Genomic DNA, 13,065 nt, shown 5'->3' with positions numbered 1-13,065 from the left:
CTTTGGATCTACATATTTATTTAAGATTTCAATTACTTGTTTTTCAACAAACAAAGTCGCCTTATTGGTTTTTGCAATATCGGTTCCTTGCGGATATTCGATATATGTAATTACTTGATTTGGAATATTATCAGGGAAAAACAATACTTTTCTTGGGAAAATTCCTAATAAAATAAATGAGAAAAATAACATTCCAATAATCGTTGCTAATGCCAACCAAGCTCTTTTTCCAGTTAAAATTTTAGCTAAGAAATTTTTGTACTTGTTTTCCATTTTTGGGAAAAAGTTGTACTGAAAATCTTGCGTCCATTGGTATAATTTTATTTTATACAACCACATTAATCCTAAGGAAATAATAGCTAAATGCCCAATCGCTTTTGCAAACGTAGAATCGGTTAAGTGACCTAAAAACACAAACACAATTCCAACCACACTAAAGATAATCGTATATAACTTGGCTGATTTATTCGAAACATTTCTATCTTCAGTATCCATTGAACCACCTGTCATAGCTGCATTTACTACCATCGCTACAAATAACGAAGCCGTAAGCGTAACCGTTAAGGTTATTGGAAAATATTTCATAAATTTTCCCATCGTTCCAGGCCATAAAGCAAATGGTAAAAATGCCATCAAAGTGGTAGCTGTAGAAGAAATTACTGGCCAAGCGATTTCGCCAATTCCAATTTTTGAAGCCGTGACTCTATCCATTCCTTTTTGCATATTTGCAAATACATTATCGACAACCACAATTCCGTCATCCACAAGCATTCCTAATCCCATTACCAATCCGAAAAGTACCATCGTATTTAAAGTCAATCCGAAAGCTGATAAAATAGTAAACGCCATTAACATCGAAAGCGGAATAGCTGCTCCAACAAACAATGAATTTCGTAATCCCATCGTAAACATTAAGACAATCATTACCAATACAATTCCGAAAATAATGTGATTTGATAATTCGTCTACTTGATGCTCTACACGAGAAGATTGGTCGTTAGAAAGTTCGATAGTTAAATTAGAAGGCAAATACGATTCTTTTGCTTTTTCTAATTTTTCTTTTACTTGCTCAATCGCAGAAATCATATTTTGATTCGAACGCTTTTTTACGTTTAGCATCACCACTTCTTGCCCTTTTTCACGAGCATAGGTTGTTTTTTCTTTTTCTTTAAAAGAAACAACGGCAATGTCTTTTAGGTAAACTGTTCCTCCAAAAGATTTTACAATAATATTTTCTAATTCTTTAGGATCTTTAATTTCACCTACAATTCGGATGTTATTTCGTGAACCTTGCGAAATTAAATTTCCTCCCGAAAGCGTCATATTTTCATACTTCACCGCATTTTGAATTTCGTCAAAAGAAACCTGAGCTGCCGTCATTTTGAAAATATCAACCGCAATTTCTACTTCTTTATCATCAACCCCTAAAATATCAACTTTTTTTACTTCTTTAATTTCTTCAATATCATCTTGAAGTAATTCTCCGTATTTTTTTAGTTGTTGTGTGGTGTAGTTTCCTTTTAAATTGATGTTCAAAATAGGGACTTCTTCCGAAATATTTAATTCGAAAACACTTGGTTCTACTTTGCTTCCGTTGTCTAAGTTAGGCCAATCGGTATCTGCTTTGATAACATCTACTTTGTCTTTAATTTTAGTTTTTGCATCTTCAATGGTAACATTATCTGCAAACTCAACAATAATCATTCCGTAATCTTGAAACGAATTTGATGTAATTTTCTCTACTCCCGAAATATTTTTAACTTCTTTTTCAAGTGGTTTAATAATTAATTTCTCTACATCTTCAGCTGAATTTCCTGGGAAAACAGAAGAAATGTATACTTTATTTTCGATAATTTCTGGGAAATCTTCACGAGGCATCGTTACATAGGCAATAACACCTGTAATAACAATAAGCAATGTTAAGATATATACTGTAACTCGATTGTCTACAGCCCAACTCGATATTCCGAATTCTTTGTTTTTGTGACTCATATAAGCCCCCTAACCCCCAATGGGGGAACTCCTACTAGGGGTCAATAGGAATTTATATTAATACTCAATAAAATGATTTTATGACTTAAACTTTTTTTCAAAGCTGCTAATTCCCCCTTCGGGGGTTAGGGGGCTTTAAAAATTAAGCTTCATTCCTTCAGCGATGTTATTTACACCTTCGGTAACAATTACATCATTTGCAGCTAAGCCGCTTAAAATTTCAGTAACATTGTTTGAAGATTTACCTACTTTTACAAGTACTTTTTTGGCTACACCTGATTTACCATTTACATTAGTTGCAATAAAAACAAATTTGTTGTGTTCTCCATCTTCTTGCACTACGTTTGTTGGTACTACAATGGCATTGTTAATGGTGTAATCAATAATTTTTAGTTTAGCAACCTGATTTGGACGTAATAAATTATCTGGATTTGGTACGCTTACTTCTATACCAAAACTTCTATTGCTTGGATTGATAAAATTTGCAACTTGACGTACTTTACCTTTATAGGTTTTTCCTAATGATGTTAAAAATACATCAACTTCGGTTCCTGGTTTCAATTTACCAATATACGTTTCTGGAACGGTGGTAGAAACATACATATTAGATAAATTTACAATACGCATTAATCCTTGTGGACTTGGAGCCACTACTTGTCCGCGTTCCACGAAAACCTCATCAATAGTTCCAGAAAATGGTGCACGAATTACGGTTTTTGCTACTTGAGCTCTCATTTGTGCTACTGATTTTTGTGCAGAAATCATTTGAGCTTGCGCTTGTAAAAACTGAATTTCAGAACCAATTTTTTTGTCCCAAAGATTTTTTTGACGTTCAAAAGTGGTTTTTGCTAACGCATATTGATTTTCAATACTAGCTAATTGCTGACTCATTCCTGCATCATCCACTTTACCAAGAATTTGACCTTTTGCAACACGTTGCCCAGCTTTTACATTTAAAGTGGTTAAAGTTCCACTAAATTCTGGTTGTACTAAGATGTTTTCTTTCGTATTTACATTTCCTTGCACTTCTAAATAGTGATTAAAAACAGTGTCTTTAATTGTTACTACCGAAACTAATGCTTCAGATTCTGGTGTTTTATTACCATTAAGTAACGCAGCATCAATTTTTTCTAATTCTGCTTGAATGGTTGCTTTTCTGTTTTTTAATTCGGTGATGTTTTTATCTTTAATTAAATCATCCGTTGATTTTTCTCCACAAGCTATAAGTAATAAACTGGCGGCAATAAGTACTACTTTTTTCATATCTAAGTTCATTTATTTTTAATTTACTAATTTTTCTAAAGTTGCTTTTTTATTTATGATTTCCAACATGGCTTGTAATGCTTCTTGTTGGGCAGAATATAATTGTTTTTGAGCTTCAGCAAAATCAAAACTTGACGACAAACCTTCTTTGAATTTTATTTGCTGTTTGGCTTCGATACGCTCTGCTAATTTTAAATTGGCCTGAGCGTTATTGTATTGATTAATACTATATTCGTAATCGCTTTTGGCTTTTTGATATTGTAATTTTAATTTTTGTTCCGTTTCTGTAAGTTGGGTTCTTGATTTTTCTAAATCAATTTTGGCTTGTTGAACACGAGAATTTCTTCCACCACTACTAAAAATTGGCACATTTAATCCCACGCCAACATTTGAAAAATTACTCCATTTTTGAGTTGCATTCATAAATGAAAAATCATTTGAAAAGGCATTGTATCCAAAATTAACTTGCGCTCCTAACGATGGCAAACCTTTACTTTTTTCTAATTTTACTAAAAGTTGTTTGCTTTCTTCTACGTTTTTACCAATTTTATAATCGATATTTTCGGTTACATTAAATTCAGAAATTAAAAGTTGTAAATCAATATTATTTTGAGTTAAATCATTTAATTTTTCTGTTAAAATAATTGGTTCCTCTAAATTAATTCCAAGCAATAATTTCACCATATTTAAGGCAATAACTCTTTGTTTGGTTACATTTTCTAAGGCGTTATTAACCGAATTTAAGGTAATTTGAAGTTGTTCAATCGTTTCTTCTTCAATTAATCCGTTTTTATAAATTTCCTTTGTATCTGATAGAATTTTTTCTAAAACGGTCTTGTTTTTATTGATAATTAAGATACTTTCATCTGCTAAAAGTACATTACCATATGAATTAATGACAATTTCTTTAATTTCTTGATTTGTTTTTTCTTTAGCGTTTTCCGAAATTTTTAAATACGTTTTTGCCGATTGTAAACCTACTAAATACGAACCATCAAAAATAAGTTGACTTAATGTAAGATTTCCGATTGCTACGTGTTTCGTACCAAAAGCCAATAACATAATGTCATTCGGATTTGCCATTGGATTAAAAGCATTTGCTGCAGCCCCTTGCTTGGTAAATTCAAATGTGTTTTGGTAATTTACAGAACCGTTTAACTGTGGCAATCCCATTGTAGTGGTTTCCCATTTTTTTTGCTTGGCAAGTTCTAAATCTCTGTTAGCGTTTATTACGCTGTAATTGTTCTTTTGGGCTTGTTCAATCGCTTGTTTCAGCGTAAAGCTTGCAGTTTCTGTTTGCGAAAAAACTTGAATGGTACTCAAAAGAAACAGAAATACTGTTATTTTAATCTTCATTGTTTTAAATTTAATTATTTATAATCTGTAATTGTTTTTCTAACTCAATAATTCCGGCTACCGTTGCCATAGCACGAATATGATATTCTAATGCAATGTGTTCTAAGTTGTTAGCATCTCTCTCCAAGGCAGTATTTTCGCTAATGCTAAATATTAAGGTATAATAAAATTTTACATAATTTTCTACATCAATATTTTCTCGGTACAACCCTTCGGAAATTCCTTTTAAAATATTATCTCGAAAACAGCCTTCACATATTTCAATTTGATAACCTACTACTTTTTGATACACTTCTGGATAATGCCTTTTTAATTGATACACTGGAGAGGTTTCGCTATATTTAAACATTTCTTTAAACATTCTTCGAATCTGAAAATTTTCTTCGATAGCGTTAAAGTTTTTAGCAACAATTGTGTCAATAGTTTCTCTAACTTCCTTGTGAACCAATTGTGTGCTTTCCTCAATTAACAATTCTTTATTTGAAAAATATTTATAAATTGTTTTTTTTGAAATACACATATCGCAGGCAATATCATCCATAGTGATGCTTTTGAAACCTAATTTCAAAAACATTTCTTTCGCTCTATTGATAATTTTTTCCTTCATTTTTAATGTAATTTCTTGATATTAATTAGAGTGTCTAATTAATTTCGGTTACAAAAGTACAATGGAAACTTTTAAAACTAAAATAGTTTCCGTAATCTTCACATAAATTTAACATTAAAATAGTGGCGCAAGTATGCAATTATTAGCTTAAATTAGCCAAAAAATTACTAATATGCTTTCATTATCAGAATATCAAAATGTTATTTCGGAAGAGTTTTCAAATATTCACATTCATAAACAACCGAAAAACTTATATGAACCCATAGATTATATTTTATCGCTTGGCGGAAAAAGAATTCGTCCTGTGTTAACATTAATGGCAACTGATATTTTTGATGGCGATTATAATAAAGCAATTTCTGCAGCCAAAGCCGTTGAAGTATTTCATAATTTTTCATTAGTTCACGATGATATAATGGACGACGCACCTTTGAGACGAGGGAATGAAACCGTTCATGAAAAATGGAACATTAATACTGGAATTTTATCTGGTGATGCTATGCTAATTTTGGCCTATCAATTTTTTGAAGTGTACGAACCAAATATATTTCAAAAACTAGCGAAATTATTCAGCAAAACCGCTTTAGAAGTGTGTGAAGGACAACAATACGATGTAGATTTTGAAACGCGCGACGATGTTACGATTCCTGAATATTTAAAAATGATTGAATTTAAAACAGCCGTTTTATTAGGAGCAGCTATGAAAATGGGCGCTATTGTTGCAGAAACTTCAGAAGAAAATGCGGATTTAATTTATAATTTTGGATTAAATTTAGGTATTGCTTTTCAATTACAAGACGATTATTTAGATGCTTTTGGAAACCCACAAACCTTTGGAAAACAGGTGGGTGGCGACATTATCGAAAACAAAAAAACATATTTGTACTTAAAAGCAATGGCGTTTTCGTCTGAAGAAAACAAACAACAATTATTGCATTTATTTTCTATACAACCCAATGATAATTCGGATAAAATTGATTCCGTAAAAACAATTTTTAATACTTCTGGCGCAAGCAAAGCCACTCAAGACGCAATTGCTAATTATACAGAAATAGCCTTTGAAACATTAGAAAAAATGAAAATTTCCGAAGATAAAAAAATGGTTTTAAGATTATTTGGAGAAAAATTAATGAATAGAAAGGTATAAAATTCCAAAATAAAAATCTCAAATTCCAAATTTGGTTTGAGAAATTTTGGGATTTGGATTTTAAAAAATTTGGAATTTTATGTATTTACCGCCAACATCCATCGATTCATTAATTGAAGAAGCTGAAGAGCAAGATTTATATTTCAAATTAATTGAGCAAACGAATAAAGATTTTGCTTTAGCAAATGAAAATATTGATATTCCTTTGGATATTTTCCCATTTGAATTAAAGCTTTTGATACAGGAGAAAATTATAAAATTAATCAATTACAAATTCGCAGAATACTTAAATTTACTATATATTATTGATGTTTCCGAAGATCAAATAAAAAAATTGGACGGTTCAGATGTTTTTAAATTATCCGAAGACGTTACGTTTTTAATTTTAAAACGCGAATGGCAAAAAGTATGGTTTAGAAATAAATATTAATTTATTCCAGCTCTTTCTTTAAAATTACTTTATTCCACAATTCATTTCCTTCTTTGTCAAATAATGTTAATTTCATTTGACGGGTGTCTTTTTCGCCAGAAAATGATAATGTTCCAAAAACGTGTTGCGCAAATAAACTGCCTTCCACTCTGTTTTTATTATCTTCTTTGGCAATTTTGTTAATATCTCCGTAACCAGAAGTTAGTGGCGAAACCGTCCAATCATATAAAGCATAAGCTTCAGGTCGTTTTAACATAGACAATTCAGTAAAATGTCTGTCACCAGAAATAAAAGTTACGCCTTTAATTTTATTGGCAGTAATTTCGTTTAACAATGCCTCTTTCTCTGTTTTATAATTTTCGTAATTTTCAAAAACAGCTGCATTACTTAGCACTTGTCCGCCAATTACGATAATTTTAAAACTGGCTTTTGATGATACTAATGCATCAATTAACCATTCTATTTGTGTTTTCCCTAAAAGTACTTTGTCGCCTGTTAATCTGTCATTTGGCGATTTAAAAAAACGGTTATCTAATAAAAATACTTCTGCATCGCCCCAATTAAAACAAGAATAAATACCTTCGTTTTGATTGGGATTCATTCCGTACGATTTATTTGCCCAAAAATCTTTAAACGCTTGTTGCGTTTCATATTTGTAATAAAAACCTCTATCGCCATCGTTTGGTCCAAAATCGTGATCGTCCCAAATGGCAAAATTTTGAGTTTTTGCTAAAAGCGCTTGCATTTCTTTAATTTTTCTTGAATACGTGTAGCGATGATGAATACCTGTTTTGCTGTCGTAATCTGCTTCACGCAAATAAATATTATCACCACCCCAAATCATAATATCTGGATTCTTTTTAGCAATACTTTCAAAAATGGAATAATTAGAACCGTAAGGTTTTCCTGGTCTGTCTAACGCTTCTTCACTTATGTAGGCACAACTTCCTAAAGCCATAGTAAAATCGGGTGCTTTTTCACGAAATTGCCATAATTTTTTAGAAGAAAAAGTGGTTTCGTAAGGAAAAGCAACTTTCTTATTATCTATATATACCTCATAATTGTATTTTTTACCTGGCTGTAACTTATCTAAAACAATATGGCAAGTAAATGCATTATCTTTTGAAGTAGTAAACTTTTCGCTTTTAAAAACATCTGTAACATTATCTACAGCATAATAGGAAATGTAAACCGTAGCGGGCTTTTCCGTTTGTAGCCAAATTAGGGCTTCTTTCATTTCGCAATAACCGACCATAGGTCCAGATTGTAAATTATTTTGTGAAATAAGTGTTACGGAATACAATAAAAAAGCAAGAATAAATCGCATAATTTTTTTTTGTAAAATTAAGAATTTCAAATGGAATTTATGTTAAGATATAATTACTTTTAAAACATTACTCTAACAAATGGAAGCCAAGATTGCCCATAAATATTATTTTGATTTGCGTGTAGTAAATTAAATCTAACCCCAAAAGTTACGTTTTGTTGACGATATCCAGCACCAACAAAAACCGCTGTATTCCAAAATGAGTCTTTGCTGCTATTCACTGCATCAAATTTTCTGTTTATTGCTAATTGTTCTATTTCTGCAGAAAGCTGAACATCTTGTATTGGGTGAAACAATCCAATTACACTTCCTCCAAAAATAGTTGATTTATAACCTGTAGCATTATAATTTGATGGATTTGATTCTTGAGCAACATAACTTCCTGAAATTCCTACACCAACGCTTACTGTTTTATTTATATGATAATAGCCCGTTGGTGATAAAGAAAAATTCGAAAAGCCATTGCCAAAAGCCAAACCTAAACCACCACCAAATTGGACATTTTGCCAAAAAACAGATTTTGTTTTAGGAATGCTGTCTTGCTGAGAAAACAAGTATGCAGAATTAAAAAAAATAAGGGTATAAAAAAATGTATTTAATAACTTTCTCTTCATTTTCATTATATTTATTACTTATTTGTTAATTTGAAGATAAAAGTATTAATTTCTTTGAATATTTAGCATAAAAGTTTATACTTTTGCATAAAATTTTTTAACCAAATCGTCATTTAGACAGAATTATGGATAGGTTTTCCTTTTTAAACGCAGCACATACTGCATTTTTTGCAGATTTATACGACCAATATTTACAAAATCCAGACAGTGTAGAACCAAGTTGGAGAAGTTTTTTCCAAGGTTTCGATTTTGCTAATGAATTTTCAAATCCAGGTGAGCAAATTGCACATACTGCAAACGGAGCTGTTTCCGGTGGGAATTCTGAACAACTTCAAAAAGAATTTAATGTTTTAAAACTAATTGATGGTTACCGAACACGAGGTCATTTATTCACTAAAACAAATCCAGTTAGAGAAAGAAGGGTGTTTTCACCAACTTTAGCTATTGAAAACTTCGGATTGTCTCAAGCGGATTTAACAACCGTTTTTGATGCTGCCAAAATAGTTAATATGAAGCCGAGCACTTTGGCGGATATTATTAAGCATTTAGAAAGTGTGTATTGTTCATCTATTGGTGTGGAATTTATGTACATTAGAGAACCTAAAGTACAGGATTGGATAAAAAACAGATTGGATATTAACGACAATCAGCCGAATTTTTCAGGTGATGTTAAGAAAAATATATTAAGAAAATTAAACGAAGCCGTTTCGTTTGAAACCTTCTTACATACAAAATACGTAGGTCAGAAACGATTTTCTTTAGAAGGTTGTGAAGCTGCAATTCCGGCACTTGATGCACTTATTGAAGCGGCTGCAGAAAAAGGAGTAGAACAATTTGTAATGGGAATGGCACACCGTGGTCGTTTAAATGTTTTAGCAAATATTTTTGGGAAAAACACACAAAATATTTTCTCAGAATTTGACGGAAAAGACTACGATGACGATATGTATTTTGATGGTGATGTAAAATACCACTTAGGATTAACATCTGACCGAGTTACGGATTCAGGAAAAAAAATAAACTTAAATTTAGCACCAAATCCTTCGCATTTAGAAACCGTTGGTGCTGTAATTGAAGGAATCACAAGAGCCAAACAAGACCGCTATTTTGCCGATGATTTTTCAAAAGTTTTACCTATTGCCGTTCATGGTGATGCTGCCGTAGCCGGACAAGGTATTGTGTATGAAATTATACAAATGGCAAAATTAGACGGATATAAAACAGGCGGAACCATCCATTTAGTAATAAATAACCAAGTTGGTTTTACTACGAATTATTTAGATGCCCGTTCTTCAACATATTGTACAGATATTGCAAAAGTAACCTTATCGCCGGTATTACACGTTAATGCAGATGATGCAGAAGCAGTTGTTCACGCGATGTTATTTGCTTTAGATTACAGAATGGAATTTGGAAGCGATGTATTTATCGATTTATTAGGATATAGAAAATACGGTCATAACGAAGGTGACGAACCTCGTTTTACCCAACCAAAATTATACAAAGCCATCGCTAAACATAAAAATCCTCGTGATATTTATGCTGAAAAACTAAAAGCAGAAGGTGTAATTGATGGCACGTATGTTAAAACGTTAGAAGAAACATACAAAGCTAAATTAGATGAAAATTTAGAAGAATCTCGTAAGAAAAGTTTAACTGTAATTACACCATTTATGCAAAATGAATGGAATGGATTTGAACAAGTTTCAGATGATGTGATGCTATCAAAATTTGATACGAAATTTGATAAAAAGCAGTTAACAGCTATTGCATCTACTATTACAGAATTGCCTTCAGACAAAAAATTCATTAGCAAAATCACAAAATTAGTTGGCGACAGAAAAGCCATGTTCTTCGAAAAAGACCAATTAGATTGGGCAATGGGAGAATTATTGGCCTATGGTTCTTTAATTACTGAAGGATACGATGTTCGTATTTCTGGACAAGATGTGGAACGCGGAACGTTTTCGCATCGTCACGCAGTAATTAAAGTGGAAGAATCCGAAGAAGAAGTGGTTTTATTAAACGACATAAAAAACAAAAAAGGAAACTTTTATATATACAATTCGCACCTTTCAGAATATGGTGTAGTTGGTTTTGAATATGGTTATGCATTAGCGTCTCCAAATACCTTAACCATTTGGGAAGCACAATTTGGAGATTTCTCTAACGGAGCGCAAATTATGATTGACCAATACATTTCTGCAGGGGAAGACAAGTGGAACAATCAAAACGGATTGGTTTTCTTATTGCCACACGGTTATGAAAATCAGGGTGCGGAACACTCTTCTGCTCGTATGGAACGTTATTTACAAATGTGTGCAAAACACAATATGTACATTGCAGACGTAACGACTCCAGCCAATTTCTTCCACTTGATGAGAAGACAAATGAAAACAAAATTCCGTAAACCGTTAATTGTATTTTCACCGAAAAGTTTATTGCGTCATCCACAAGCGGTTTCAAGCGCAGATGAATTAGCAAACGGACAATTTCAAGAAATACTTGACGACCCGAATGTATCAGATAAAAAAGCAATTAAATCTTTAGTGTTCTGTACAGGAAAAGTATATTACGATATTATTGCTAAACGTGAAGAATTAGGAAGAAATGATGTAGCAGTAATTCGTTTTGAACAATTATTCCCATTAGCAACAGATCAAATTAAAGCGATTATCGATTCGTATCCAAATGTAGATGATTATGTTTGGGCACAAGAAGAACCAAAAAATATGGGTGCTTACGGTTATTTATTAATGAATTTCGATTTAGTAAAATTACGTTTAGCCTCGCCAAAAGCATATAGTGCGCCAGCAGCAGGAAGTTACGAACGTTCGAAAAAACGTCAAGCGAACGCAATTGCTATGGTTTTTGATAAAAAGTTATTTCAATAAAAAGTTGTAAATTTGTTATATGATAACCAAACAAGAAATAATTCAGACCATTCAGGATAACAAAGAAACTATTAAAAGTTTCGGTGTTACTGAAATTGGTTTGTTTGGTTCGTATGTAAGAAATGAGCAAACGGAAACAAGTGATATTGATTTTTTAGTAGATTTTTACAAAGAAAGAAAAACACTTATAAATTATATAGATTTTTGTGATTGGCTTGAGAATATGTTTATAAACAATAAAATTGATATAGTAACTAAAAACGGGTTGAGTCCATTTATTGGTCCACACATATTAAAAGAAGTCAACTATGTCGAAATCTGATGAAATAGAATTTATTCAGCATATACATAAAGAAATTCAATTTATTATTGAATGCAAAAGTAAATTGTCTGAAGCAAATTTTTATGAAAACGAAGTTTATCAAAGGGCAATCACAAGAGCATTTGAAATTATTGGAGAAGCTACAAAAAATCTGAGTTTAGAATTTAGAGTAAAATACAACAATGTGCCTTGGAGTTATATGGCAAAATTAAGAGATAAAATAATTCATCATTATTTTGGAGTAGATTTTGAAACAATATGGAACATTATGGAACAAGAAATTCCAGAATTATCAAATCAAATCGAATTAATATTAAAAGAACACAACAAAATAGAATAACTGTTTTAAGCTTTTAAACCTTAAACCTTTTAAACTTTTAAACTAAAAAAGAATATGATTTTAGAAATGAAAGTCCCATCACCGGGAGAATCTATCACCGAAGTTGAAATTGCAACTTGGTTAGTAAAAGACGGAGATTACGTTGAAAAAGATCAAGCTATTGCTGAAGTAGATTCAGACAAAGCTACGTTAGAATTACCTGCAGAAGCAAGCGGAATTATTACGCTTAAAGCGGAAGAAGGTGACGCTGTAGCTGTAGGGCAAGTAGTTTGCCATATTGATACTGCTGCTAGCCCCCCAACCCCCAAAGGGGGAGCAGACGCTCAAAATATAGAAATTAAAAAAGAAGAAATAATAGCAACTCCAGTTGCTGATTCAACTCCCCCTTTGGGGGCTGGGGGGCCAACATATGCTACAGGAGCACCATCTCCAGCAGCTAAAAAAATATTAGACGAAAAAAACATCAGCCCTTCTGACATCGTTGGAACAGGAAAAGGTGGAAGAATTACTACTGAAGATGCTGCAAATGCTATTCCATCAATGGGAACACCAACTGGAGGTTCTCGTGGAACGGAAAGAGTAAAACTTTCTATGTTACGAAGAAAAGTAGCAGAACGTTTGGTTGCAGCCAAAAACGAAACGGCAATGTTAACTACTTTTAACGAAGTAAATATGACGCCAATTAATACCATCAGAAACCAATATAAAGACGAATTTAAGGCAAAACACAATGGTCTTGGATTAGGTTATATGTCGTTCTTTACTAAAGCGGT

At 32.1% G+C, this 13,065-nt stretch carries 12 protein-coding genes; 6 read left to right on the top strand and 6 right to left on the bottom strand.

The window, feature by feature from the left end:
- The 4 genes from ABWO04_RS06850 to ABWO04_RS06835 all read right to left on the bottom strand — a co-directional run.
- Positions 1 to 1,992 (bottom strand): efflux RND transporter permease subunit (locus ABWO04_RS06850; RefSeq protein WP_353078533.1); only part of this gene is annotated, 1,992 nt, incomplete at its 3' end.
- 135 nt (positions 1,993 to 2,127) lie between these two features.
- Positions 2,128 to 3,255, bottom strand: coding sequence for an efflux RND transporter periplasmic adaptor subunit (locus tag ABWO04_RS06845; RefSeq protein WP_353078531.1), 1,128 nt, complete (start codon positions 3,253 to 3,255; stop codon positions 2,128 to 2,130).
- A gap of 18 nt (positions 3,256 to 3,273) precedes the next feature.
- Positions 3,274 to 4,611: a TolC family protein gene (locus ABWO04_RS06840; RefSeq protein ID WP_353078530.1), complete on the bottom strand. Its 1,338-nt coding sequence runs from the start codon at positions 4,609 to 4,611 to the stop codon at positions 3,274 to 3,276.
- Between the two features lie 10 nt (positions 4,612 to 4,621).
- Positions 4,622 to 5,218, bottom strand: coding sequence for a TetR/AcrR family transcriptional regulator (locus tag ABWO04_RS06835; protein ID WP_353078528.1), 597 nt, complete (start codon positions 5,216 to 5,218; stop codon positions 4,622 to 4,624).
- Positions 5,219 to 5,390: 172 nt separating this feature from the next.
- Here ABWO04_RS06835 and ABWO04_RS06830 point away from each other — a divergent pair, with 172 nt between their 5' ends.
- On the top strand, positions 5,391 to 6,365 hold the full coding sequence (locus ABWO04_RS06830; RefSeq protein WP_353078526.1) for a polyprenyl synthetase family protein: 975 nt from the start codon (positions 5,391 to 5,393) through the stop codon (positions 6,363 to 6,365).
- Between the two features lie 79 nt (positions 6,366 to 6,444).
- The gene (locus ABWO04_RS06825) at positions 6,445 to 6,795 is read left to right on the top strand and encodes a hypothetical protein (protein WP_353078524.1); all 351 of its coding nucleotides are present in this window, start codon (positions 6,445 to 6,447) and stop codon (positions 6,793 to 6,795) included.
- A 1-nt stretch (position 6,796) separates the two neighbouring features.
- On the opposite strand, the gene ABWO04_RS06820 is transcribed toward ABWO04_RS06825, so the two are convergent.
- The gene (locus tag ABWO04_RS06820) at positions 6,797 to 8,122 is read right to left on the bottom strand and encodes an alkaline phosphatase D family protein (protein ID WP_353078522.1); all 1,326 of its coding nucleotides are present in this window, start codon (positions 8,120 to 8,122) and stop codon (positions 6,797 to 6,799) included.
- A gap of 59 nt (positions 8,123 to 8,181) precedes the next feature.
- On the bottom strand, positions 8,182 to 8,736 hold the full coding sequence (locus ABWO04_RS06815; RefSeq protein WP_353078520.1) for a hypothetical protein: 555 nt from the start codon (positions 8,734 to 8,736) through the stop codon (positions 8,182 to 8,184).
- 125 nt (positions 8,737 to 8,861) lie between these two features.
- Between ABWO04_RS06815 and ABWO04_RS06810 the strand changes: the two genes are divergently transcribed.
- The 4 genes from ABWO04_RS06810 to ABWO04_RS06795 all read left to right on the top strand — a co-directional run.
- Positions 8,862 to 11,630: a 2-oxoglutarate dehydrogenase E1 component gene (locus tag ABWO04_RS06810; RefSeq protein ID WP_353078518.1), complete on the top strand. Its 2,769-nt coding sequence runs from the start codon at positions 8,862 to 8,864 to the stop codon at positions 11,628 to 11,630.
- 19 nt (positions 11,631 to 11,649) lie between these two features.
- Positions 11,650 to 11,952, top strand: coding sequence for a nucleotidyltransferase family protein (locus ABWO04_RS06805; protein ID WP_353078516.1), 303 nt, complete (start codon positions 11,650 to 11,652; stop codon positions 11,950 to 11,952).
- Positions 11,939 to 12,292, top strand: coding sequence for a HepT-like ribonuclease domain-containing protein (locus tag ABWO04_RS06800; RefSeq protein WP_353078514.1), 354 nt, complete (start codon positions 11,939 to 11,941; stop codon positions 12,290 to 12,292). The genes ABWO04_RS06805 and ABWO04_RS06800 overlap by 14 nt, the downstream gene beginning before the upstream one ends.
- A gap of 54 nt (positions 12,293 to 12,346) precedes the next feature.
- Positions 12,347 to 13,065 (top strand): biotin/lipoyl-containing protein (locus tag ABWO04_RS06795; protein ID WP_353078512.1); only part of this gene is annotated, 719 nt, incomplete at its 3' end.

The sequence above is a fragment of the Flavobacterium sp. genome (assembly GCF_040382755.1).
GTDB lineage: Bacteria > Bacteroidota > Bacteroidia > Flavobacteriales > Flavobacteriaceae > Flavobacterium.
The sequence above is the reverse complement of the archived record's forward strand: the minus strand, read 5'-3'. Positions and strand labels throughout refer to the sequence as shown.